The following is a 23,238-nucleotide window of genomic DNA, read 5'->3' as shown; positions in this document are numbered from 1 at the left end:
TATTCCAGCACCTTTCGCCAACCGCACAGCATTCCCTCAGGCTGCGGCGTAGACTCGCGCTTCAACCCCGGTCGGCCCCACGAGGAGCCGCCGGGTGTCGTCGTCGCAAGGTGACCGACCGGCTGCCGAGCGACCATCACCAGTCATCCAAGGAGGACCCATGTCCGAGCAGTCACAGGGCACCTGGCTCACCCAGGAGGCCTACGACCGGCTGGCCGCCGAGCTCGAGCACCGCAAGACGACCGAGCGCAAGGAGATCGCCCAGCGCGTGGAGGCGGCCCGCCAGGAGGGTGACCTGCGAGAGAACGCCGGCTACCACGCCGCCCGCGAGGAGGCGGGGCTCAACGAGGCGCGCATCATCCAGCTGGAGGAGACCCTGGAAAACGCCCAGATCGGCGAGGCGGCCGACGACGGCTCAGTCTCGGCCGGCACCATCGTCACCGCGAAGGTGGCCGGCAAGGAGCAGGTCTTCGCCCTGGGCGGCCAGGAGATCACCGAGGACGTGCCCGACGGCGTCAAGGTCTTCTCCCCCGACGCCCCGCTGGGGCAGGCTCTCATGGGGCACCGCGCGGGCGACACTGTCTCCTATGAGGCCCCCAACGGCCGGAAGATCCAGGCCGAGATCGTCAAGGTCGAGCGGGTCTGAGTTTAGACCGGTCAGCACCGAACAACCCCTAGGTATTACAAAGTTGACCCCAGTAGCGCTTTCGTTCCTGGGGTCAACGTCTCAGACAGGAATGAGTGCCGAAACTAGCCATGCTCAGATCAAGGCCACAGAACCCCTGACACCACCAGAGCTATAACCAGCCTCCAAACAGAAACACACCGCTCCACCACATTTAAAATTATCACCTAAAATTAAAGGTCGATCTCGAATGCCTCGCCTATACTACACCACTGATAAATTTGAAGACACCCTGAAAAAAGAGGGTTACGAAGATTTTTCAGCAGATGAAGTACTCACTCACGCTATGTGTGTCGGAGACGCCAGCATATACTCTGCCCTCAACGTCCCGCACCTAAAACGGCCCGACAAAAATTTGGAACTACGTAAGTGTCTCACCCAAAATGGACTAGAAGACCTAGACGAAAACAAGGAGTTTCAAAGGAATCACTACTTCGATTTTCTTGACAACAGTGAAAAATCTGCTATTAGCTACAATCTCGGCATGGCACAATGCTCCATGATGGCAACGAGACTACTTAACGCGAAGGTCACCGTCCACCTAGACGCGGTCTATGCTCTTATATACGAAGAAAAACTCGGCAAGAATAGAAGATCAACCCCCAAAAGAAAAAGACCAGACCTGCTGGCATACACAGAACACCCTAACGGACTACAGGGAGCAAAATTCATCCTCGAAGCAAAAGGGCGAAGTGGCAGTGATATTGGTGAAGCCATAAGCGAAGCGAGAAAGCAATTCTCAAGCATACCTGAAGAAATTCAAAAAATTTCCAGAGGGGCCCAGGAAATTATATCAGTATCCTATTTCAAAATAGGCACAAACAAGAAGGGCTCCAAAACACCTCAGTTCCCCTCATGGAAGAACCATTTAGAAGCAGTTTCTCCTACCCGCCCACCAGAACCACCAGAGTACGGCAAGGGACGCACTAGACATACTAGCATCGCCAGGAGCGACAGTGATCAGACTGACGACATCGCCAGGAGCGACAACGGTCAGACTGACGACAATGACGAGTTTGCAGGCCTGTTGCTTATTGCTCAATTGTGGCCCTTCGTTCAGATGATCTCAACGTCACCCAAAGAAAAAAGGAGTAGATTCTCGAAGTTACTTCACATCGCCGTAGATCCCAGAACGGGAGACTATTTTGGAGTACCAGAAGAAATTTACAGTTTGATCAAAGAGGAAGTAAGAAAACCTTTAGTCAACAAAGGAAGGAGGGAAAAAGTTGCCCGAAAAGCATGGGATATCTTGAAGAACCTAGATATCAGCGAGGTCAGGCAAAGCGTCGAAGCCAGCACCGATAGGGCCACCATTCTCCCTTCTGGACTTATCTACGTCAATTTATCGACCAATGCGAAGTCAAGCACCGACATCACTATCACTAAAAAGGATAGACGTAGGTCCACTCAACGCAGTAGAACCCAAGCCGAAGAAAGAAAGTCGTACCAAAACCCGAAGAGAGCCGGCAGATCCAAGGCAATAAAGGGGACCAAGATATCGGCTAGAAGATTCGATCGGCAAGTAAACCCACTTACCCTCGAAGCCCCACAACAGGGAAGTGGGAAGTTGCAGCAGAAGAACTCAAACAATAAGTAGAGTAAAATGATCCCGACCATAGTATTAACCACCTCCATTGAATCGGATCGAATAATCTTCAGTCAAAGACGCTCAGAAAAATAATCCTAAAGTAAATATTTGTAATGTTGATCAAAATTTTGAAGCAGAACCAAACACAACAACGGGGTCTACAGGTTGTGGTCCAGGTCACTAATTATAGTTATTAACTTCATAGAAAGGTATGTTTACTGAATTCAAATACGCTCTGGATTGCTAGAAAGGTCCCTTCACTCAGCCGGGGCTGAACAGCTGCGGGCCGGAGTCGTCACCGAGCGCCTGACTGACACCCGCACCCGTACCTCCACCCCAGCCGCTCCTCGCGGTCAGTGAAGCGCGGGCGGGAATAGGGGCCGGACGCAGTAGCGTGTCCTCATGTTCAACGCCCTTCGTCACTCGCTCAGCGGATCGGCGCCGGCCGGCCGCGAGACGCCGGTCCTGCCCGCCCCCGGAGACCACCCGGTGCTGGGGACTGCCCTGGACGGGCCGTGGCCCGAGGGCAGTCGGACCATCTACCTGGCGGCCGGCTGCTTCTGGGGCGTGGAGCGGATCCTGTGGCGCCAGGACGGCGTCATCTCGTCGTCGGTGGGCTACATGGGCGGCCAGACGCCCAACCCCACGTACCAGGAGGTGTGCACCGGGACGACCGGTCACGCCGAGACGGTACGCGTCGTCTACGACCCTGCTGTCTGCGGCGAAGGCGGGGAGACCCTGCTCAAGACCTTCTGGGAGAACCACGACTCCACGCACCTGAACCGTCACGGCAACGACGTCGGCACCCAGTACCGCTCGGCGGTGTGGACGACGACGCCGGCCCAGCGTGAGGCGGCCGTGCGGATCCGCGAGGCCTTCCAGGGCGAGCTGACCCGCCTAGGCCTGGGAACCTGCGTCACCACCATTGAGGACGCCGCGGACGCGCCGGCTCAGTTCGGCGGCCCCTACTACCTGGCCGAGGACTACCACCAGGCCTACCTGCACAAGAACCCCGGCGGCTACTGCAACCACGGCCCCAACGGGGTCACCTGCCCGGTCGGCATCACGGACCTGCCCGCCCAGACCGACATCCTGGCCCCCGACGACGCACCGGCCTGAGGGCACGACCTCAGCCATTGACGGGTCAATCATCAGCCTTCTCACACGTTGCGTTGAGATGCTGTCCCTCGGTCGCCGGCCAGCACTCCCAGCTGTGAGCGCCCGCCACGCCCAGACCTGTTTCCCTGCGCACGACAGGAGGCTCAACCCCGATGAGCAGCCAGCAGACGAGCACCCCGTTGGACCGGCCTCCAGCGGGGGCAGAGCCGGAGACCCACTGGTCTGAGGACACAGACTTCCAGTGGCGCGCCGCAACCGAGCTGCTCATCGCCATGGGGGTTCCGCGCTCCACCGCCCGCCTCACCAGCGACCTGCGCACCTCCATCGCGCACCTGGAGGAGGTCGACGCGCACCTGCCCCGCGACGGCAAGCCCCTGCCGGAAACGGACCGCCTCACCCGCAACAACGCCGTCGACGCCGTCGCCCGCGCCATCCTGCCGCTGGCGCACGCCGCTCTGGAGCGGATCCGGGCCGAGGAGCTGCGCACCGAGGTCGTCGGCGTCGACTACGACGCCCTGTGTGACGCCGTTAAGCAGCTCGAGGCCACCTACCGCGCCGGCTGGTGGCGCGCGGCAGAGAGGGAGGGCGCCGACTTCTTCCTGCGCGAGGTCGAGGCCCTCAACCGTCTCAACGTTCCAGCGGTGCGTGCCAACTGGCGTGACGCTGGCAAGATCGCGGGCATCCTGCGCAAGATGCCCGTCTCGACGCTGCGTCGTGTGGCTCGCACGAGCAACCCCATGGCGCTGCGGCTCATGGTGCTGTTCAACCTCCAGGCCGGCTACCGCGACGGCAGCTTCGACAAGACCATCTCCATCCCCCGTCTCATCCACACCCGCACCAGCGAGTACCGCGCCGAGTACCGGGCCGGCTCTGCCGCTTAGCGCGAGCCGCGCAGCCCCCGCCAGCCCCCACTGACCCACTCACTTCGACCGAATCTTCAGAATCGACGCGGCTCCGGGTTGATTCTGAAGTTTTGGTCGAAGTGTGGGAGGATTTACCAACGTCGGCCAGTGGGCCTGACCCCGGCAGCGGCCAGTCGTCGCAGCATCTGCGCCCCGGCGTCGCCCCAGGCCTGCGCCCATGTCCAGCGGGCCGCCGTCAGGCCCGAGGCCCGCAGCGCGTCCTCCCGGAGCTTCTCACGCCACACGACATCCTCCGGGTCCTGCCCGAAGGAGGCCGACCGGTACTTGACCCGACCGTCGAACTCGCCGGCCACCCCATGATCCGGCCGGTAGAAGTCCAGGATGTAGAGCTCCGACCCGACCCGCACACTGACCTGCAGCTCCGGCTTGGGAAGCCGGTGCTCCCACATGCGCACGCGGGACATCGACTCGCCCGGCGACTCGGAGCGGCCGTCGGCCAGGCGCACAGCCTGCCGCGCACGAGGGCCGCCACCTGCCGTCTCGGGCAGACGCTCCAGCGCCTCCTCCAGGGCCTCCGCGGAGCACAGTCCGTTGTGCAGGGCCGCGTCCATGGCGGCGACTCCCGCCATGAGGCCGTTCCACCGAGCCAGGTCAATGAGCGCGTCCGGCAGCGCGACGGCGAGATGCTCGCCCACTCTGACGACCTCAGTGCCACGGCGCCGCACGTGGCGCCTCAGTAAGGAGGTCCGTACCCGGCCAGGGTGCCCGTCCACGACCTCCACCCGGCGCAGGACCGTCCCCACCAGTGGCAGCCCGTAGGCGGCGACGGCGGAGGCGCCCGCCAGCACCAGGTCCTCGCCGTACTTCCGGTGCGCCGCCTCGAGCAGCAGCTCGTAGCGCTCCATCCACGCGGCCTCCTGCCAGGCCGCGCGGGGCGCGTAGACGCCGGCGGCGACCCGCAGCCAGTCGTGGCTGAGGTCCGGGCGCGCGCACGCGACGCCGTCGAGACCGGTCTCGTTCCACATCAGCGGGCGCAGGGCCTCGGCGTCGGACAGGGGCGGGGAGGAGATCGCGGCGGTCATGCCCCCATGCTGCCCGCAACGCCCCGGCCCTCACTCGGCGCGCCCACCGCCCTGAGGAAACAGCGGGCCGACGGTGCCGTTGTGGACACCGGGATCGCCGATCACTTCGACCGAATCTTCAGAATCGACGCGGCTCCGGGTCGATTATGAAGATTCGGTCGAAGTGTGTGGGAGGGAGGCCAGCTCGAGCTTGCGGTAGCGGCTGACGGCCGCGGCGACGTCGACCATGCGGGGGCGCACGAGGAAGGCGGGCCGCTCGCGCTCGTCGGTCAGGGCGTCCAGGCCCTCCTCATCAAGCAGGGCCTCGAGGTCGTCCAGGCACTCGCGCAGTGGGGAGACCCCGTCGAAGCGCTGCTCCAGCAGGGCGCGCAGGGCGTAGGCGATGGCCTCGGCCTGACCCGGGTCGGTGACGCCGCCGACGTCGGAGATGTCGATGTCCTCCCGGTCCAGGACGAGGGTGGAGGTGCCGTGGGCGCGGGTGCGCACCGGCCCCCGGCGGGTGCGCGGCGGGGCGGGCTCGGGGACGCGCTGCCGGGGCTCGGCGAAGTCCTCCAGCCCGGTCAGGGGCCGGGGCTGGTCAGCCACGACACGGCGGGCCTGCTCGGTGACGTCGCACAGGTGGTAGGCGTCCATGAGCAGGACCCGGTCGGCCACGTCCAGGTAGTCCCCGGAGCCGCCCATGACCATGACCGTGGAGACGCCCCTCCGGCGGAACAACGCGGTGATGCGGTCCACCAGAGGCGTGATGGGCTCGCGCTCGGCGGCCACGAGCGCGCGCATGCGCGAGTCGCGGATGAGCAGGTTCGTGGCGGAGGTGTCCTCGTCCAGCAGCAGCGTCGTGGCGCCGGCCTCGACGGCCTCGACGATGGAAGCAGCCTGGGAGGTGGATCCCGAGGCGTTGCGAGTGGTGAAGGAGGCGGTGTCGCGCCCGGCCGGCAGGTGGGAGATGAAGGGTGTCAGGTCGACGCCGGTCACGGCGCGCCCGTCGGCGGCCCGCACCTTGACGGCGTCGGGGACCGTGGCGACGAGCTCGCGCCCGTCCCCGGGCACGTGTGGGTAGACGCCGCGCTCGATGGCGCTCAACAGCGTGGACTTGCCGTGGTAGCCGCCTCCGACGATGACGTTGACGCCCGCCTCGACGACGGTGCCGCGCACTGTCCCGGCGTGCGGGAGCTCTACCGTGGCGGCCATGGACTCGGGGGCCTGGAGGGGAACACCGCCGTCCAGGGGATCGTCGCTCACCCCGGAACGGCGCGGCAGGACGGAGCCGTCGGCGAGGAAGGCCACCCAGCCGTTGCGGGCCACCGTCGCGGTCAGGGCCCGGTGGTCCTCAAGGGTGGCGACGTGGCGCACGAGCCGGTCGCCCCGCTCGCCGGTGAGGTCCATGGCCTCCTCCAGCTCGCGCACGAGGTCGCGCCCCACGATCCGGGAGGCCTCGTGGCCCTGGATGGAGCGACCCTGGGCGGGCAGGGCCAGGCGGGCGCGGACCTCCAGCACCCAGCCGGTCCCCTCCTTCTTCTCCTCGGGGCGCAGGATGATGCTGGAGCGCTGCAGGATCTCCTGTCCCGGGGAGGCGATGGACAGCGCCGTGCCGCGGAAGCCCGCGTGCAGCTCGCGGGTGAGGAAGTCGCCCACGGCCAGGCGCCGGTCCGCATTGGTCAGCAGGTCGGCCTCGTCGAGCAGCTCCAGGCCGTGCAGGTCAGTGGGCACGTCCACGTGGATGCGCGTGGGCGGGGCGTAGGGGTCGGACTGGACGCGGTCAATGTGCAGGAACCAGCCGGCGGGCGCCCGGTAGCGTCCGACGATCGCCTTGTAGGCGGCGTAGGAGCGTCCGTCCAGGGCGTGGAGATGGCCGACGAGATCTGCCAGGAGGCCGTCGCGGGGCTCGTCGTCATAGACGCGGCGCGAGCGGCCGCGCTCGCCATCCCGGTAGCCGCGGTCTCCTCCGCGATCACCGCCGGAGCCGCCCCGGTAACCCCGGTCTCCTCCACGACCGCCTCCCGAGCCTCCTCGGTAGCCCGAGCCGCCCCGATAACCGCGGTCACCTCGATAACCGCGGTCGCCACCAGAGCCTCCCCGGTCACCGCGCTCGCCGTATCCGCCCCTGTCGTACCGGCGGGAACCGCCTCGCTCGCTGCGCTCAGTCATGGGGAAACCCTACCCACCCGCCGAAGCGCGTCCCGGCACCCCTGGCACGAACGACGTCGCCGCCGGGGCACCCGCGGGTGCCACCGACGGCGACGTGATGGACTGGCGTCCTCCGGCTCAGCCGAACGGCCGAGCTCGGAGTCCTCAGCGCAGGGAGGCCAGGGCGTCGGAGTGGGCGACGACGTCGCGCACCATGGCCGGGACCTCGGCGTCGTGGAAGGCGGCCGGCGAGAAGACGCCGTCGGCGAAGTCGGTGTTGAGCGACAGGAACACGTTGGAGGCCACAACAGCGGCACCCATCCCCTGGAGGATCTGCTGAAGGTGGCTGACAGCGCGGATGCCGACGCTGTAGGAGTAGCCGACCACGCCCACGCCCTTGTTGGCCACGGCGCCGGGCTGAAGGAAGTCGATGGCGTTCTTCAGCGCGCCGGGGATGGAGAAGTTGTACTCGGGGGTGACGAAGATCAGCGAGTCGAAGGACTTCAGGGCCTCATCGAAGGCGGCGCCGGCCGGGTCGCTGGGGACGGCCATGCGCGGGGGGATCTCCTCGGCGAACAGGGGCAGGCTGAAGGAGGCGATGTCGACGATCTCAGCCTCAACGCCCTCGATCTTGTTGGCCTGGTCGACCACCCACTGAGCGATGGAGCCACCCACGCGGTTGGGGCGAACGGAACCGACGACGACGGCAAGACGGGTCATGCTTTTTCTCCTGGTCGGGATGAGCCGGGTCGGGTTCGGCGTCAGGCGAAGACTCCTTTGGCGCACCCGGCCGCGACAAATGATTTAGCAATAACCTTATGGGAGTTCCAACAGAAAGAGCGACCCCCTATTGCATGATACCTGCCACAACACACTCCACCCTTGTGTGTCTTTCCGAAGAAGGCGGATGAGGCTCGAATTTGTCCCGGATTATCGCGCCAGGAAGAAACGGAAGGCAGGGTCGGCGGTCTCCTCGTTGTAGGAGTAGCCGAGGCGGTCCATGTGCTCGGTCAGCTCGACGTCGTCGGGCCCGGCCGCGAAGGCGCACAGGATGCGGCCGTAGTCGGCGCCGTCAGTGCGGTAGTGGAACAGGGTGATGTTCCAGCGGGTCCCCAGCACCTCAAGGAAGTGAGCCAGCGCTCCGGGCGACTCGGGAAAGAGGAAGGAGAAGAGGCGCTCGGGCACTCCCGGGGTGGCGCGCCCGCCGATCATGGAGCGCACGTGGACCTTGGCGAGCTCGTCGTCGGTGAGGTCGATGACGTCGTAGCCGGCCTCCTCCAGGTCCGCCACGATCTCGGCGCGCTCCTGGCGCTGGGCGATACGCACACCCACGAAGATGCGGGCGGGGTCGGTCTCGGTGCGGGCCGCGGAGAGGCGGTAGTTGAACTCGGTGACCGAGCGGGCCCCCAGGACCGAGGCGAAGCGTAGGAAGGAGCCCTGCTCCTCGGGGATGGTGACCCCGAGGATGGCCTCGCGCTGCTCACCGATCTCGCTGCGCTCGGAGATGTAGCGCAGCTGGTGGAAGTTGAGGTTGGCGCCGGACAGGATGAAGGCGAGGCGCTCGCCGGACAGGTGGTGCTCGGCGACGTAGCGCTTGAGTCCCGCCAGGGCCAGGGCGCCGGAGGGCTCGGAGATGGCGCGCACGTCGTCGAAGATGTCACGCACGGCGGCGGAGGTCTCGTCGGAGGAGACGGTGACGACGTCGTCAAGCAGGGCCCGGCACATGCGGAAGGTCTCCTCGCCGATGCGGCGCACGGCCACCCCTTCGGCGAACAGGCCCACGTGGTGCAGGGTGATGGGCTCCCCGCCCAGCAGGGCGGCCTTGAGGCAGGCCGACTCCTCGTGCTCGACGCCGATGACCTTGATCCCGGGCATGAGCTGCTTGATGAGGACGGCGACGCCGGCCGCCAGCCCGCCGCCGCCCACGGGCACGAAGACGCGGTCGAGGTGGGCGTCCTGCTGGATGAGCTCCAGACCGATGGTGCCTTGGCCGGCAATGACGCGGGGGTCGTCAAAGGGGGCGATGTAGGACAGGCCCTCGGCCTCGGCCAGGCGGGTGGCCTCAGCCTTGGCCACATCGAAGTTGTCCCCGTGGAGGCGGACCTCGCCACCCAGGGCCCGAACGGCGTCAACCTTGATCTGAGGGGTGACGGTGGGCATGACGATGATGGCGCTCATCCCCAGCAGGGCGGCGGAGCGAGCCACGCCCTGGGCGTGGTTGCCGGCCGAGGCGGTGACGACGCCGCGCTCGCGCTCGGCCGGGCTCAGGGAGCGCATGGCGTTGTAGGCGCCGCGGATCTTGAAGGAGTGGACGGTCTGGAGGTCCTCGCGCTTGACCTCGACGGTGTTGCCCAGGCGGGCCGACAGGGCCGGCATCTCCTGCAGGGGCGTGTGCTCGGCCGCCTCGTAGACGGGGGCCTTGAGGATCTCCCGCAGGTAGCGGGCGCTGTCCCAGGCCGGAGTTCCGTTGCTGCTGACGCTGTCGAGCTCATTCACGAGTGACAGCGTAACGGGCCAGGCGCCGCCCGGCTCAAGCCGGCGGTGGCGCGCGCTGATTGCGATGCCTTGGCATCTCCGAGGCAGTGTCACCGCCAGAACAGACATCCTCTAGAGAGGATATCCTCCCGATGATATAGTCATGGCGTGAGTGTGAGGTGGTCGATTGAGTTCTCCGAGGAGGTGCGCATCTGGTACGCGGGACTGACTCCCACCGGCAAGGCCTCGATAGACCGGGTCCTCGAACGGCTTGCCCTGCAGGGCAATATGCTCCGTATGCCACACTCCCGACCACTCGGCGACGGGCTACATGAACTGCGGTTCCCCTGCGAGAACGTCAACCGCCGAATCACGTACGTGTTCGACCCGGACCGCCGAGTCGTCACTCTCACAACGTTCCGCAAGCAACGTCAGAACGAGCGAACCGAGGTCCTGCGCGCCAGGCGAGCGCAAGCCGCTCACGAGGCCAGTCGGCACGCTGAAGAGAAGAACGGGAGAAGATCATGAGCACCGCCGCGAACAGCTCCACCGTCACCACCTCGTGGGAGCAGCTCAGGCAGGAGTCGCTGGCCGCCATGACCGAGGCCGAGCGAGCCGAGTACAACCGGGCTGCCATCGAGACCGAGGCCCGCCTCCAACTTGCCGAGCTGGTTTACAACGCGCGTGCGGCCGCAGGAATCTCCCAGACAGAACTGGCCCGACGCGCAGGAACACGTCAGTCCGTCATCTCAGCGATTGAAAACGGCGCTCAAGCACCCGGTGGCGTCATGCTCGCACGTATCGCTCACGCCCTCGGCGGAACTCTCGGGATTCACGTCGCCGCCTAATACACGTCATGCCCCCACCTCCTCATCGGGTCTCACGATACTGCGCCGTACGATGTGTCCGCAGAGCGAGCACGTCCTCAGTTCACCGGAGCCGGCGGGAATAATTCGGACGGACCGCAAGGTTGGTACGCACACCCTACGGAAAGGAGCCGCCATGTCGCTCCAGCTCTTCGAGCTCGTCCCCACCACCCCGTCACGCGAGGCCGCCGAGGCCCTCATCGCGCAGGTCTCCCAGGCCGTTGAGGCCGCCGGCGCCTCCGTCCTGGAGTCGCAGGTCACCGCCAGTCACGAACGCATCTTCACCATCGTCGAGCTCGACTCCGACGACGTCACCGGCCTGACCGAGGCCGTCCGGTCCGCTGCGGCCGACGCCGAGGTCACCGGCCCCGACGAGGTCCGCCTCGTGGGCGCCGAGCTGGAGGACGTGCGAGCCCTGGCCCGCAAGGCCGACTACCTCGTGGAGTGGGACATCCCCGAGGAGATCTCCATGGAGACCTACCTGGCGCGCAAGAAGGCCAACTCCCCCAAGTACGCCCAGGTGCCGGAGGTGAGCTTCCTGCGCACCTACGTGCGTGAGGACACGGTCAAGTGCCTGTGCTTCTACGACGCCCCCGATGAGGAGGCCGTGGTGCGCGCCCGCGAGGCCGTCTCCACCCCGATCGACCGCCTCCACGCCCTGGAGGGCTGAGGCACCGGTCCACCGATGAGGCGGGCGCCAACCCATTGCGCGGTTGGCGCCCGCCTCATCGTCTGTGCCCGACGGCGCAGCCCTCGCGCCCGGCCCGGGCCAGAGCCGGGCCGCTGCCACCGGGCCTCAGCGGGCTCAACGGTTCCAGCGGTCCCCGCGGTCTCAGCGCCGCATGCTACGGGAGGCGGCGACCGATGTGATCGACAGGACCACGAGGGCGGCGGCGGGCGTGGCCACGGCCCAGGGGGCCCGTTCGATGTAGGGCAGCGCGTCGGACAGGACCAGCCCCCACTCCGGTGCGGGGCTCTGGGCGCCCAGGCCGAGGAATCCCAGGGCGGCCAGGGCCAGGGCCTTGCCGGGCAGCCTCAGGGCCGCGTGGCGCGCCAGGGGGCCGACGACGGCGGGCAGGACCCGGGTCAGGGTGATCCGCAACCGCCCCTCCCCCAGGACCGGGGCGAGCAAGACGTCGGGGCGCTGCCGGTTCTCGGCGACGAGCCCGGCGGCGTGGGAGGCCAGAGGCGCCCAGCCGACGCCGGCCACGGCGATGGCGGCGCCCGTGGCGCTGGGCCCGGAGACGCCGGCGACGATGAGGCCGGCCAGGATCGGCGGGGCGGCGTTGGCGACCTCGATGAACCCCGTGGCCGCCCGCGGCGCCAGCCCCACCAGGATGGCGATGACGAAGCAGACCACCGTGACGATGACGGCTCCGCTCACCGTGGACACGGCCCCGTGAGCCACCCGTGCCAGCACGTCGCGCCCGAGCGAGTCGGCGCCCAGCGGGAGGGCTGCGCTGGGCTGTGCGAGCTTGTCCGCGACGACGGCGTAGGGGTCGCGCCGGATCCCGACGGCCACCATGAGGGCCAGCAGGGCGGCACCGCTGACGGCGATGACGCGGGCAGCCCGCCCCGGGTGCTCCACCGGGGGCGGTGCTGTGAGTCCGCCCGCCCCAGCGGCCCGCCCCATGAGGAGGCGTCGGACCGCTCCGGCGATGACGCCGGTGGTCAGCGCCAGGGCGAGCAGCAGCAGGATCTGGGCCTGGAGGGCCGGCACGTCCTGGGCGGAGGCGGCGTCCAGGAGCTCGCGCCCCAGCCCGGGGATGGCGAAGATCTTCTCCACGGCGACCGCGCCGCCGGTCAGGGCGACGACGACGAGCGCCACCTGCCCGGTCAGTGGTGCCAGGGCCCGCCGCAGCACGGCCCCTGCCAGGGGTCGGCCGCGAATGCCGGCGGTGGACCAGGTGGCCACCCACCGTTCGGAGAAGGTGGCGGTGACGGCGTCGGAGACGAGTCCGCCGAGGTAGCCGCCGGTGGGCAGGCCCAGGCTGAGGGCCGGCATGATGACCTTCTCGGGGCTGCCCCACCCGAAGGGCGGCAGGATCCTGAGGTAGACGGCCAGGACGAGCATGAGGATCGGGGCGAGGAGGTACTCGGGCAGGGAGATGAGGACCGCGGAGGCGGCGCCGCCGCGGGGCCGGGGGCGCCCTCGCAGCCCGTCGCGCAGGGCGGGCAGGACCAGGGCGGCGGCCACGATGACTCCGACGCCGAGCGCGGCGGCCATGAGGCTCAGGGAGACTCCGAAGGCGTCCACGGCGTCCGGGCCGACGTCGGCTCCCGAGACCCAGGAGCGGCCCAGGTCGCCGCGGGCCACTCCGGCCAGCCAGTGCCCGATGACGTGGAGGGGGCCGCCGTCGATCCCGATGCTCTTGCGGATGGATGCCAGGACCTCCGGTGTGGGCTCCCGGTCGGAGGAGGTGGCGCGCAGGATCGTCAGGGCCGGGTCCTTGCCCGAGAGCCATGGCAGCATGCCCACCAGACCCACGAGGCAGGCCAGGGCGAGCAGGCGCGAGATGCCGGTGACGAGGTCGCCCGTTCGCAGGCACCCGGCGAGCCGAGTGAGCACGCCGCTCACTTCTTCACGGTCGTGGCCGAGGTGATGAGGGCGCGCTCGCCCGGGTCGCGCTGGGCGCCGGTGACCCCGGCGGCCTCGCCCTGGATGACGCGCTCGTGGGCCAGCGGGATGGCGGCGCCGGAGGCGAGGATGGCCTGCTCGGCGGCCATGATGGCCTTGTGGCGCTCGTCGCCGGGCTGCGTGGCGGCGGCCTGGGAGATGGCGGCGTCGACCTTCTCGTCGTGCAGGCCGCTCATGGAGTAAGAGCCGGAGGAGGAGAAGTCGGCGGTCATGTAGGCGACGGCGTCGCCGGAGTCCAGGACGGTGGAGCGCGACACGAGGACGGCGTGGAACTTGCCGGCCAGGGCCTCGGACTCGATCTGGTTGTACTCGCGCACGTCCTGGGTGACCTTGAAGCCGGCGGCCTCGAGCTGCTGGGCCAGGAGGGGGACCATCTCTCCGAGCTCGGGGCGGTCGGTGTAGGAGGCCAGGGTGATGGCGGTGCCGGCGGGGACGGTCCCGGCGGCGGTGGCGCCGGGGACCTTGCCGGTGGCGGCCGCACCCGAGGCTCCGGGGTAGGTCTCCTTCTTCCAGGCGCGCAGCTCGGCGGCCCACGGCACGGCCGGCCCCAGGAGTCCGACGGGGGAGTCGGCGTGGCCCTCGAAGACGGTCTTGATGAGGGCGGCGGGGTCGACGGCATTGCGGGCGGCGGCGCGCAGGGCGGGGTCGGCGAAGGGGCCGGAGCGGGTGTTGAGGTAGAGGGTGGAGGTGCGCGGGGTGGCTACCTCGTGGAGAAGGTTCTTGTCGATGTTGCCGACCTGGGCGACGGGGACGGCCTCGACGATGTCAGCGGTGTCGGTGCGCAGGGCGTTGGCGCGGGCGGCGCCGTCGGGAACGTAGGTGACGTCGATGCCGGGGGCGGTGGCCTTCGTGCCCCAGTACTTGTCGTTGCGTTCCAGGGTGGCACCGGAGGAGCCGTTGGCCTGCTTGAGGATGAAGGCGCCGGTGCCGTGGCCGACGGGGTCGATGGCGCCGTCGGCGGAACTGGGGTAGGCGGCCGGGGACAGGATGACGAGCTGGGGACTGGACAGGCGCTGCGGCATGAGGGGGTCGGGGGCCGCGGTGGTCAGGAGGAGGTCCTTGCCGTCGGCCTTCGCGGTGAGCTTGACTCCGTCCAGGACGCGCGGCGGCTTGGCGGCGGTGGCGGCGAAGGTGAGGGCGGCGGCCACGTTCTCGGCGCTCAGGGCGGTGCCGTCGTGGAAGGTGACGCCCTCGCGCAGGGTGAGTCGCCAGGTGGTCTCGCTCTCGCGCTTCCATGCGGTGGCGAGCAGCTCCTCGGCATCGCCGTCGGCGTTGAGCGTGGTGAGGCTCTCGGCGCAGGACCACCGGGTGAGCTTGAGGCCGTCGGTGAGTGGGTTGAGCTTGCCCTCGGGGGCATGGAACATGGCCAGGCGGATGCGACCGTCGCCCGAGGAGCTGCGCGAGCAGGAGGCGATGGCGGCGGCTCCGGCTCCGAGGCCGAGGGCGGCGAGGACCTGGCGGCGGGTGACGGCGGGGGCGGGCAGGGACATGGGTGCTCCTTCGGGCCTGGGTCGGGGTGTCATCGGTCGGGAGGTCGTCAGTCGGTGGCGGCGGTCGGCAGGGTGGGGACGGCGTCGCGCAGGGCGCGGGTGGCCGTGTGCGTGGGCTTAGTGAGGAGGCGGCGCATGGGGGCGTCCTCGACGATGGAGCCCTCGTCCATGACCAGGGCCCGCTGGCAGACGCGGGCGACGGCGGCCAGGTCGTGCGACACCACCAGCAGGGCTGGGGCGGGCACGGCGCCGGAACCAGCTGGGGCGGGCACGGCGCCGGAACCAGCTGGGGCGGGCTCCGGCTCGCCACTCACGCCGGACTTGGCGGGGGGCTCCTGCTCATCGCTGGTGGCGGCGTCGGGGTCGGCCTCGATGGCGGCGAGCAGGTCGAGGGTCTGGCGGCGCAGGGCGGGGTCGAGCCCGGAGACCGGCTCGTCGAGCAGGAGGTAGCGCGGGGACAGGGCCAGGGCCCGGGCGATGGAGACCCGCTGCGCCTGGCCGCCGGAGATCTCGTGGGGCCGGCTCTCCCATATCTCGCGGCGAATCTCGAGGCTCTCCAGCACCCGCCGGGCCCGACTGGTGGCCTCCTCACGGTCGCGCACCACCCCCAGGGTGCGCAGCGGGGTGGCCACCTGCGCGAGCACTGAGCGGCGCGGGTGGAGGGTGGCGGCGGCGTCCTGGGGCACGTACTGCACAGCCCGCCGGAAGGCCCGCAGCGCTCGGGCTCCGCCTCGGCGCACGGGTTCGCCGTCGAGCAGGATCTCGCCGGCGTCTTCCGACCCCGGGGAGTCGAGCAGCAGCAGGGCGCGCAGCAGCGTCGTCTTGCCGCATCCTGAGCGTCCGATGAGGGCCACGTTCTCCCCCGGCTCCAGGCGCAGGTCCACGCCGCGCAGCACCTCTCGCCGCTCGCCGCCCGCCCCCGGGTGGGAGCGCCTGAGGCCACGGGTCTCAAGTCCGCTCATGCGGCGGCTCCCGCTGCGGCCAGGGCCCCGTCGATGGTTTCCTCGGCGCCGGCCTCGCACATGGCGGCCGTGACCGGGTGCTCGGGGCGGGTCAGGACGGAGCGGGTCTGCCCCGACTCGATGATGGCGCCGTCGTGGAGGACGGCGATGTTCTCGCAGATGGCGGCGGCGGGCAGGTCGTGGGTGATGAGGAGCAGGGCGGGGGCCTGGGGCAGGCTGGTCAGGGAGCTCAGGAGCCCGAGGATCTCGGCGCGGGCGACGACGTCGAGGGCGGTGGTGGGCTCGTCGGCGATGATGAGGGCGGGTTCGGCGGCCAGGGCCAGGGCCAGGCTGACGCGTTGGCGCTGGCCTCCGGAGAGGCGCCCGGGGACGCGGTCGGCGAAGGACTCGTCGAGCCCGACGGCGTAGAGGTAGTCGGTGGCTCGCTCATCTGCCTCGTCCCGGCTGCGTCCGGCCGCCTGGGAGGCCAGGGCGATCTGGCGGCCGACCGCGATGAGCGGGTGCAGGGCGGTGGAGTGGTCCTGCGGGACCAGCGCGATGCGGCTGCCCCGGGGGCGCCGGGCGGCGGGCAGACCCAGCAGGTTGACGCCACTTGCCCTGTCCGCCTGGTCGGAGCTCGCGCGCGGGTCGCTGCCTGCGTCGGCGACGTCGGGCTCAACGGTCAGGGAGCCGGCGACCTCCAGGGAGGCCGGGAGGGTACCCGCGAGCGCGGCGCAGGTGAGGGACTTGCCCGCCCCGGAGGCGCCGACCAGGGCGGTCCGGCTTGCGGGGGCCAGGCGGAGGGCGACGCCGTTGACCAACGTCGTGCTGCCGGATCGCACCACCAGCGATCTGAGAACGATTGTCACACGCAAACCCTAGGTGCAAGTGACAACGATTTTCAAATATGCAGTTGGTCAACCCTGGTCGTCCCTGACGGCCGCTGAGAGCTACTTGATGCCGAGGCGCTTGAGGTCGCGCACGGCGCCCAGGTCGGCGCTGGTGGCGAGCATGGCGTAGGCGCGCAGCGCTGCGGAGACCTTGCGGGGGCGGTCCACGTGCGGGGTCCAGGCGTCCTCGCCGCGGGCCTCCTCCTCGGCGCGGCGGCGCTCGATCTCCTCCTCGCTCAGGCGCACGGAGATGGAGCGGCCCGGGATGTCGATGTCGATGACGTCGCCGCTGCGCACCAGGCCGATGAGCCCCCCGGCTGCCGCCTCCGGGGAGACGTGGCCGATGCTGAGCCCGGAGGTGCCCCCGGAGAAGCGCCCGTCGGTGAGCAGGGCGCACTCCTTACCCAGGTGCATGGACTTGATGTAGGTGGTCGGGTAGAGCATCTCCTGCATGCCGGGGCCGCCGCGCGGTCCCTCGTGGCTGATGATGACGACGTCGCCGGACTTCACCTGCTTTCCGAGGATCCCGGCGACGGCGTCCTCCTGGGACTCGAAGACGACGGCGGGCCCGGAGAAGGTCAGGATCGACTCGTCCACGCCGGCGGTCTTGACGATGCAGCCCTTCTCGGCAATGTTGCCGAAGAGGACGGCCAGGCCGCCGTCGGCGGAGTAGGCGTGCTCGATGTCGCGGATGCAGCCGGCAGCGCGGTCGGTGTCGAGGGACTCCCAGCGGGAGGCCTGGGAGAACATCTCGGTGGTGCGCACGCCGGCGGGGGCGGCGAGGTAACCGGTGCGGATCTCCTCGCTGACCTGGGAGCCGGGAACGCCGTCGGGGCCGGGGCGGGCGATGTCGTAGGCGGCGAGCTCCTCACCCAGGGTGGTGCCCAGGACGTTGGAAGTGGTGGTCTCCAGCAGGCCACCGCGGTCGAGCTCGCCGAGGATGCCGATGATGCCGCCGGCGCGGTGGACATCCTCGATGTGGTAGAGGTTCGTCGAGGGCGCGACCTTGGCCAGGTGGGGGACCTTGCGCGAGAGGCGGTCGATGTCGGCCATGGTGAAGTCGACCTCGGCCTCCTGGGCGGCGGCCAGCAGGTGCAGGACGGTGTTGGTGGAGCCGCCCATGGCGATGTCCAGGCTCATGGCGTTCTCGAAGGCCGCCTTGGTGGCGATGGAACGCGGCAGGACGGAGGCGTCGTCGTGCTCGTAGTAGGCCCGGGTGATCTCGACGATCTGGTGGCCGACGCGCTTGAAGAGCTCGCCGCGGTCCGCGTGGGTGGCCAGCAGGGTGCCGTTCATGGGCAGGGCCAGGCCGAGGGCCTCGGTGAGGCAGTTCATGGAGTTGGCGGTGAACATGCCCGAGCAGGAGCCGCAGGTGGGGCAGGCCAGGCGCTCGATGGCGCTGATGGTCTCGTCGGAGACGGTGGGGTCGGCGGCGTCCATCATGGCGTCGATGAGGTCGAGCTTGCGGGTGGTGCCGTCGGCGGCGGTCATCTTGCCCGACTCCATGGGGCCGCCGGAGATGAAGATGGCCGGGATGTTGAGGCGCATGGCGGCCATGAGCATGCCCGGGGTGATCTTGTCGCAGTTGGAGATGCACACGAGGGCGTCGGCGCAGTGGGCGCTGACCATGTACTCCACGGAGTCCGCGATGAGATCGCGACTGGGCAGGGAGTAGAGCATGCCGTCGTGGCCCATGGCGATGCCGTCGTCGACGGCGATGGTGTTGAACTCCTTGGCCAGGCCCCCGGCGGCCTCGATCTCGGTGGCCACGAGGCGTCCGACGTCGCGCAGGCCCACGTGCCCGGGGACGAACTGGGTGAAGGAGTTCGCGATGGCGATGATCGGTTTGCCGAAGTCGGAGTCCTTGACGCCGGTGGCACGCCACAGTGCACGGGCGCCCGCCATGTTGCGGCCGTGGGTGGAGGTGGCGCTGCGGTACTGCGGCATGAGCGATTCCTTCTCGGGCAGACGGACTGGAACGGCGTCGTAAGGAGCCGGCCTCAGGGGGTGGCCAGCGCTTCACGACGCCGTGTTGCCATAGCGTAGCCCTCGTTGGCTCCGGGCGCCGCTTCGCTTCCTGTCCCTGAGACGCGCTGAGACGCACTGAGACGCGCCAAGACCACCCCCGGCGCGGTCTCGGGCCGTCGTCCCGCTCCCGAGGAGGGCCACGCTCACCACCACGATTTGCGGAACACCGGGCTTGCGTCACGGAAGCAGACGCGCGTTCGCACAGCAGGGCTCCGGGACGCACTGTCAGGGTGCGGTCCTGGGCACCTACCGTGCGAACGCGCGGTCAGTGGCTCAGTGGGCCTGGCTCACATGACGCCGAGGATCTCCGTGACGAAGACGAGGGTGTCGCCGCCGCGGATGCCGGCCTGCGGGACGCCGCGGTCGCCGTAGCCGAGCTCGGAGGGGATGGACAGCAGCAGGCGCGAGCCGACGCGCTGGCCCACGAGGCCGTCGTCCCAGCCGCGGATGACCATGCCGACGCCGACCTGGAAGTTCAGCGGCTGGCCGCGGTCGTAGGAGTTGTCGAAGACGTCGCCGCCCCAGATCTGGCCCAGGTAGTTGGCCACGATCGTGTCGCCGGCCTCGACCACCTGGCCGTCGCCGGCGTCGAGCACCTGGACCTGGAGCCCCTCGGGGGCCTCGGTCCCGGGGAAGGTGAGCGTGGGCTTCGTGCCCTTGGCGCCCTCGACGGAGGGCATGTTGGTGTTGATCATGCGGCGAGCCTACGTGAGGCCCCCGGTTCGACGCCGCAGCGGGCCTCGGCCCAGCGCGAACCCGGTGACCGGGGCGGACAGCAGCCGGGGCGGCACCGCCGGGTGGGCGAGCATGCAACTGGGGCCGGAACGCATCACATGCGTCCCGGCCCCAGCCGAGGTGGTGGTGTCAGGCCGGACCGGGCGAACCGGGCCCGGCCCCGCGCCGTGCGCTCAGTCGCGGAAGTAGCTCAGCAGGCGGAGGAACTCCACGTAGAGCCACACGAGGGTGACGACCAGGCCGAAGGCCCCCGCCCAGGCGTAGCGCCGGGGCAGCCCGTTGCGGACCCCGTTCTCAATGGACTCGAAGTCGATCGCCAGGAAGAAGGAGGCCAGGATGACCGCGAGGATTCCCAGCGGGACTCCCAGCGGAATCCCCATGATGGTCAGGGAGCGCAGGCCCCAGGCGCCAGTAGTGGCGCCGGTCACCATGAGGACGAAGTTGATGAGGCTGAAGATCATGTAGCCGAAGGTGGCCACGACCACCACTCGACGGAACCTGCCCTGGACCCGGAAGCCGCCATAGGAGTAGGCCGCGAGCATGGCGCCGAAGGTGGCCAGCGTCGCGAGCACGGCCTGGACGACGATCCCCTCGTAGCGGGCCTCCATGACGCCGGAGACGCCACCCAGCATCAGCCCCTCGAAGGCCGCGTAGGCCAGGATGAGGGCCGGGGAGGGCTCCCGCTTGAAGCTGTTGACCAGACCGAGGACGATGCTGCCGATGACGCCGGCGAGCACCGCCGCGGCGCCCATACCGAAAGTCGCCTCATTGGTCACCAGGCTCCAGGTCAGGGCGCCCATGGCCAGGATGACGGCGAACATGCCGGCAGTGCGGATGATGACGTCGTCGTAGGTCATGCGGCGCATGTCCGCGTTGGTGGCCGACGGCGCCTGGTACTGGGTCTCCAGGCCGGCCATCTGCTCGGGAGTCACCTGGCCGTAGCCGGCCACCTGCTGACCGTACTGGTTGCCGTACTGGCCGGCGGCCTGACCGTACTGCTGGCCGTAGCCGCTTGCCTGCTGGCCGTACTGGCCGGCCTGGTAGCCGGGCATGGTGGGGTAGCCGTTGGGCGTCTGGGCCGGGGCGGTCCCAGGCGCATGGCCGCCTTCCTTGAAGGCGGTGCTTCGGCTGAAGAAGGGATTGGACATGTTCCTCTCATCCTCTCTGAGGGGGCTGGGACCGTCGGCCCGGAGAGGCCGCCGCTCGCAGTCCGGTCCGGCCGCCACGGACCGGCACCGGAAACTGCGCATATTATGCGCAGCCCCCGCCTGGTCAGGGGAACCTATTTCCCTCACAACGTAGCCATGTGGGGAGAGATCCCCACTCGCGCACCAAGTGCCGCCGTCTCCTCGACGCCCTACGGCGTCACATCGACCGATCGGTTCTCATCCTCCAGGAGGACCCTCCTCCCCCTGACGGACCCACCCCGGCCGAACCCGGGTTCGTCACCTCGGCCGATTCGCCGACGACGGCGCTTTCCTAGGCTGGAGCCATCCGGTTGCTCCGTGGGAGCAGCCCCCTGGAGGAACCACGGAGATCCATCCACCCCCTGGCCAGAGGCCCACGTGGAAGAGAGAACATCATGATCGAGGCAGTCAATCTCACCAAGCGCTACGGCAAGAAGACCGCGGTGGACAACATCTCCTTCACCGTCGAACCCGGCACCGTCACCGGCTTCCTGGGTCCCAACGGGGCGGGCAAGTCCACCACGATGCGCATGATCATGGGCCTGGACAAGCCCACCAGCGGCAAGGTCGCCATCAACGGGCGCCCCTACCGGCAGCTGTCGGCCCCCCTGTGCGAGGTCGGCGCCCTGCTGGACGCCAAGGGCCTGCACGGCTCGCGCAGCGCCCGCAACCACCTGCGCCAGCTGGCCGCCTCCAACGGCATCCCCGCCAAGCGGGTCGATGAGGTCCTCGACATCACTGGCCTGACCTCGGTGGCCAAGAAGCGCGTCAAGGGCTTCTCCCTGGGCATGGGCCAGCGCCTGGGCATCGCGGCAGCCCTGCTGGGCGACCCCGGTGTGCTCCTGTTCGACGAGCCCGTCAACGGCCTGGACCCCGAAGGGGTCAAGTGGGTGCGTGAGACCTGCCGCCGCCTGGCCGGCGAGGGCCGCACCGTGTTCATCTCCTCCCACCTCATGAGCGAGATGGCCCAGACCGCCGACCACCTCCTGGTCATCGGCCGCGGCCGGATCCTCACGGCCGGCCCGGTCGACGACGTCATCGCCTCGGCCACCACCGATCGGGTGCGCGTGGCCTCCCCTCAGGCCACCGAGCTCGCCGAGCTCATGGCCTCCCGCAACCTGGCCGCCCGGCCCGTGGCCCCCAACGTCCTGGAGACCACCGCGACCACCGCCGCCACCATCGGCGAGCTGGCCGCCCAGGGCGGCATCGTCCTGCACGAGCTCACCACCATCCGCGCCAGCCTCGAAGAGGCCTACATGACTCTGACCAGCGACTCCGTGGAGTACCGCGCCGATCCCACCTCCCAGAACCAGGTGCAGCAGGCCGTGCCACAGGCCGTGCCGCAGGCCTCTGCCCGGGGCTGAGGCCCGAGCCCTCAGCGCGCCGCGCTCGCCATCAACCGCTCCATTCGTCTCACTCCAGAAGGTCCAGCCATGAGTAGCCACATTCCAGCACACGCCTCCGCCGCTCCCGCAGGCCCCGCACCGGCACGCAGCGCCGTCGGGACCGCCCCTGCAGGTCGAGCCCCGCGCCCAGCCGGCCCACACATTCAGGGCCGCCAGACTCTCCTGCGTTCCGTGCGCGCGGAGTGGATCAAGTTCTGGTCCCTGCGCTCGTCCTGGATCACCTCCTTCATCACCATCACCCTGACCGTTCTGTTCGGCGCTGGCCTCACCGCCGCCTTCGGACGCTCCGAGCAGTACCAGGACGTGGCCAAGGACTTCATTACCTCCGGTCTGACGTTCGGGCAGGTCGTGGTCGCGGTCCTGGGAGCCCTCATCATCACCGGGGAGTACTCCTCCGGTCAGATCCGCTCCTCCCTGGCCGCCGTCCCCAGGCGCGGGCAGCTCCTGCTGGCCAAGGCAGTGGTCTTGGCCGTCGTCTCCTTCCTCCTGGGAAGCCTGTCCGTGTTCCTTTCCTGGGCGATCTCCAAGCCCTTCATCGGCGAGCACGCCGGTTCCCTCACCGACTCGCACTACGCCGGTCACATCTGGGGCTCGGGCCTGGTCTTCGCCGTCATCGCACTCATGGCTCTGGGGCTCGGCTTCCTGCTGCGCTCCACCGCCGGCACTGTCACCGTGATCGTCTCCCTCCTGTTCATCATCACCGCTCCCCTCCAGCTCGCGGCCAGCAAGTGGGATTGGGTCTTCAAGATCATCGGTTGCCTGCCCAGCACCGTCGCCCAGGCCGTCTCCGACCCGTTCCAGCGCACCACCGAGTGGGGCGGGCAGGGTGCTCAGTTCCTCACCCACGGCCAGGCCATCGCGGTCTTCGCCGCCTGGGCGCTCGTCCCGCTCATCGCCGCCTGGTTCGTCTTCTCCCGACGCGACGCCTGAGCGGGACACTCCCCCGCAGTCAGCCCGGAGGTGATACCCATGTCAGCCCCCGCGCCCCTGACCGACCCCGCACTTCTACGGACCCTCATCCGTTCCCTGCCCGCGACGCCCTCCCCCGGCCCGGCGATCCCCGCCTCCGACCAGGGAGGGAAGAGCCCTCATCGTCGCAAGCGGGTCCCTCAACCGCA

At 68.9% G+C, this 23,238-nt stretch carries 20 protein-coding genes; 9 read left to right on the top strand and 11 right to left on the bottom strand.

What is annotated here, in order from left to right; translation table 11 throughout:
* The first annotated feature begins 160 nt into the window (after window positions 1-160).
* The 4 genes from AXE84_RS06680 (at window position 161) to AXE84_RS06670 (ending at window position 4,273) form a co-directional block, all read left to right on the top strand.
* On the top strand, window positions 161-646 hold the full coding sequence (locus AXE84_RS06680; protein ID WP_003787454.1) for a GreA/GreB family elongation factor: 486 nt from the start codon (window positions 161-163) through the stop codon (window positions 644-646).
* A 229-nt stretch (window positions 647-875) separates the two neighbouring features.
* On the top strand, window positions 876-2,282 hold the full coding sequence (locus tag AXE84_RS12895; protein WP_150116260.1) for a hypothetical protein: 1,407 nt from the start codon (window positions 876-878) through the stop codon (window positions 2,280-2,282).
* Between the two features lie 393 nt (window positions 2,283-2,675).
* Window positions 2,676-3,392: a peptide-methionine (S)-S-oxide reductase MsrA gene (msrA, locus tag AXE84_RS06675; protein WP_060957304.1), complete on the top strand. Its 717-nt coding sequence runs from the start codon at window positions 2,676-2,678 to the stop codon at window positions 3,390-3,392.
* A 152-nt stretch (window positions 3,393-3,544) separates the two neighbouring features.
* On the top strand, window positions 3,545-4,273 hold the full coding sequence (locus AXE84_RS06670) for a hypothetical protein (RefSeq protein ID WP_060957303.1): 729 nt from the start codon (window positions 3,545-3,547) through the stop codon (window positions 4,271-4,273).
* A gap of 113 nt (window positions 4,274-4,386) precedes the next feature.
* Here AXE84_RS06670 and AXE84_RS06665 read toward each other — a convergent pair whose 3' ends face one another.
* The 4 genes from AXE84_RS06665 to ilvA all read right to left on the bottom strand — a co-directional run bounded on the left by AXE84_RS06665 (window position 4,387) and on the right by ilvA (window position 9,960).
* Window positions 4,387-5,337, bottom strand: coding sequence for a hypothetical protein (locus AXE84_RS06665; protein ID WP_060957302.1), 951 nt, complete (start codon window positions 5,335-5,337; stop codon window positions 4,387-4,389).
* A gap of 144 nt (window positions 5,338-5,481) precedes the next feature.
* Window positions 5,482-7,485 carry an ABC-ATPase domain-containing protein gene (locus AXE84_RS06660; RefSeq protein WP_060957301.1) on the bottom strand — a complete coding sequence of 668 codons (2,004 nt, stop codon included), beginning with the start codon at window positions 7,483-7,485 and terminating at the stop codon, window positions 5,482-5,484.
* 144 nt (window positions 7,486-7,629) lie between these two features.
* Window positions 7,630-8,184 (bottom strand): NADPH-dependent FMN reductase, encoded by a 555-nt coding sequence (locus tag AXE84_RS06655; protein ID WP_060957300.1) that lies wholly within the window; start codon window positions 8,182-8,184, stop codon window positions 7,630-7,632.
* Window positions 8,185-8,394: 210 nt separating this feature from the next.
* Entirely contained in the window at window positions 8,395-9,960 is a 1,566-nt protein-coding gene (ilvA, locus tag AXE84_RS06650) for a threonine ammonia-lyase, biosynthetic (protein WP_060957299.1), read from the bottom strand.
* A gap of 147 nt (window positions 9,961-10,107) precedes the next feature.
* Between ilvA and AXE84_RS06645 the strand changes: the two genes are divergently transcribed.
* From AXE84_RS06645 to AXE84_RS06635, 3 genes are all read left to right on the top strand, one after another.
* On the top strand, window positions 10,108-10,467 hold the full coding sequence (locus tag AXE84_RS06645) for a type II toxin-antitoxin system RelE/ParE family toxin (protein ID WP_314195518.1): 360 nt from the start codon (window positions 10,108-10,110) through the stop codon (window positions 10,465-10,467).
* On the top strand, window positions 10,464-10,787 hold the full coding sequence (locus tag AXE84_RS06640) for a helix-turn-helix domain-containing protein (protein ID WP_010613905.1): 324 nt from the start codon (window positions 10,464-10,466) through the stop codon (window positions 10,785-10,787). The genes AXE84_RS06645 and AXE84_RS06640 overlap by 4 nt, the downstream gene beginning before the upstream one ends.
* Window positions 10,788-10,941: 154 nt before the next feature.
* Entirely contained in the window at window positions 10,942-11,475 is a 534-nt protein-coding gene (locus AXE84_RS06635) for a DUF4242 domain-containing protein (RefSeq protein ID WP_010613904.1), read from the top strand.
* Between the two features lie 162 nt (window positions 11,476-11,637).
* On the opposite strand, the gene AXE84_RS06630 is transcribed toward AXE84_RS06635, so the two are convergent.
* The 7 genes from AXE84_RS06630 to AXE84_RS06600 all read right to left on the bottom strand — a co-directional run bounded on the left by AXE84_RS06630 (window position 11,638) and on the right by AXE84_RS06600 (window position 20,675).
* Window positions 11,638-13,374: an ABC transporter permease subunit gene (locus tag AXE84_RS06630; RefSeq protein WP_060957297.1), complete on the bottom strand. Its 1,737-nt coding sequence runs from the start codon at window positions 13,372-13,374 to the stop codon at window positions 11,638-11,640.
* Between the two features lie 5 nt (window positions 13,375-13,379).
* On the bottom strand, window positions 13,380-14,933 hold the full coding sequence (locus AXE84_RS06625) for an ABC transporter substrate-binding protein (RefSeq protein ID WP_060957296.1): 1,554 nt from the start codon (window positions 14,931-14,933) through the stop codon (window positions 13,380-13,382).
* 47 nt (window positions 14,934-14,980) lie between these two features.
* Entirely contained in the window at window positions 14,981-15,895 is a 915-nt protein-coding gene (locus tag AXE84_RS06620) for an ABC transporter ATP-binding protein (RefSeq protein ID WP_060957295.1), read from the bottom strand.
* Window positions 15,892-16,743, bottom strand: a complete 852-nt coding sequence (locus tag AXE84_RS06615) for an ATP-binding cassette domain-containing protein (protein ID WP_060957294.1) — start codon at window positions 16,741-16,743, stop codon at window positions 15,892-15,894. Before AXE84_RS06615 ends, AXE84_RS06620 begins: the two co-directional genes overlap by 4 nt.
* A gap of 81 nt (window positions 16,744-16,824) precedes the next feature.
* Window positions 16,825-18,711: a dihydroxy-acid dehydratase gene (ilvD, locus tag AXE84_RS06610; RefSeq protein WP_010613899.1), complete on the bottom strand. Its 1,887-nt coding sequence runs from the start codon at window positions 18,709-18,711 to the stop codon at window positions 16,825-16,827.
* A gap of 368 nt (window positions 18,712-19,079) precedes the next feature.
* A complete protein-coding gene (locus AXE84_RS06605) occupies window positions 19,080-19,487 on the bottom strand; it encodes an FKBP-type peptidyl-prolyl cis-trans isomerase (RefSeq protein ID WP_003787493.1) in 408 nt (135 codons plus the stop codon).
* Between the two features lie 213 nt (window positions 19,488-19,700).
* Entirely contained in the window at window positions 19,701-20,675 is a 975-nt protein-coding gene (locus AXE84_RS06600; protein WP_060957293.1) for a Bax inhibitor-1/YccA family membrane protein, read from the bottom strand.
* A gap of 434 nt (window positions 20,676-21,109) precedes the next feature.
* Here AXE84_RS06600 and AXE84_RS06595 point away from each other — a divergent pair, with 434 nt between their 5' ends.
* A complete protein-coding gene (locus AXE84_RS06595) occupies window positions 21,110-22,078 on the top strand; it encodes an ABC transporter ATP-binding protein (RefSeq protein ID WP_060957292.1) in 969 nt (322 codons plus the stop codon).
* A 69-nt stretch (window positions 22,079-22,147) separates the two neighbouring features.
* Complete coding sequence (locus AXE84_RS06590; protein WP_060957291.1) at window positions 22,148-23,050, top strand: ABC transporter permease; 903 nt, start codon at window positions 22,148-22,150, stop codon at window positions 23,048-23,050.
* Window positions 23,051-23,238 lie beyond the last annotated feature (188 nt).

The sequence above is a fragment of the Actinomyces oris genome, assembly GCF_001553935.1.
Classification (GTDB): domain Bacteria; phylum Actinomycetota; class Actinomycetes; order Actinomycetales; family Actinomycetaceae; genus Actinomyces; species Actinomyces oris_A.
Note: the sequence above shows the minus strand (reverse complement) of the source record. Positions and strands in the feature narration are given on the sequence as shown.

Bases quoted from the DNA above. Each gene is read 5' to 3' on its own strand.
- AXE84_RS06625 (WP_060957296.1), bottom strand. From the start codon at position 14,933: ATGTCCCTGCCCGCCCCCGCCGTCACCCGCCGCCAGGTCCTCGCCGCC.
- AXE84_RS12895 (WP_150116260.1), top strand. From the start codon at position 876: ATGCCTCGCCTATACTACACCACTGATAAATTTGAAGACACCCTGAAA.
- AXE84_RS06590 (WP_060957291.1), top strand. From the start codon at position 22,148: ATGAGTAGCCACATTCCAGCACACGCCTCCGCCGCTCCCGCAGGCCCC.
- AXE84_RS06660 (WP_060957301.1), bottom strand. From the start codon at position 7,485: ATGACTGAGCGCAGCGAGCGAGGCGGTTCCCGCCGGTACGACAGGGGC.
- AXE84_RS06640 (WP_010613905.1), top strand. From the start codon at position 10,464: ATGAGCACCGCCGCGAACAGCTCCACCGTCACCACCTCGTGGGAGCAG.
- AXE84_RS06680 (WP_003787454.1), top strand. From the start codon at position 161: ATGTCCGAGCAGTCACAGGGCACCTGGCTCACCCAGGAGGCCTACGAC.
- AXE84_RS06600 (WP_060957293.1), bottom strand. From the start codon at position 20,675: ATGTCCAATCCCTTCTTCAGCCGAAGCACCGCCTTCAAGGAAGGCGGC.
- AXE84_RS06665 (WP_060957302.1), bottom strand. From the start codon at position 5,337: ATGACCGCCGCGATCTCCTCCCCGCCCCTGTCCGACGCCGAGGCCCTG.
- msrA (WP_060957304.1), top strand. From the start codon at position 2,676: ATGTTCAACGCCCTTCGTCACTCGCTCAGCGGATCGGCGCCGGCCGGC.
- AXE84_RS06620 (WP_060957295.1), bottom strand. From the start codon at position 15,895: ATGAGCGGACTTGAGACCCGTGGCCTCAGGCGCTCCCACCCGGGGGCG.
- AXE84_RS06670 (WP_060957303.1), top strand. From the start codon at position 3,545: ATGAGCAGCCAGCAGACGAGCACCCCGTTGGACCGGCCTCCAGCGGGG.
- AXE84_RS06605 (WP_003787493.1), bottom strand. From the start codon at position 19,487: ATGATCAACACCAACATGCCCTCCGTCGAGGGCGCCAAGGGCACGAAG.
- AXE84_RS06655 (WP_060957300.1), bottom strand. From the start codon at position 8,184: ATGACCCGTCTTGCCGTCGTCGTCGGTTCCGTTCGCCCCAACCGCGTG.
- AXE84_RS06635 (WP_010613904.1), top strand. From the start codon at position 10,942: ATGTCGCTCCAGCTCTTCGAGCTCGTCCCCACCACCCCGTCACGCGAG.
- ilvD (WP_010613899.1), bottom strand. From the start codon at position 18,711: ATGCCGCAGTACCGCAGCGCCACCTCCACCCACGGCCGCAACATGGCG.
- AXE84_RS06595 (WP_060957292.1), top strand. From the start codon at position 21,110: ATGATCGAGGCAGTCAATCTCACCAAGCGCTACGGCAAGAAGACCGCG.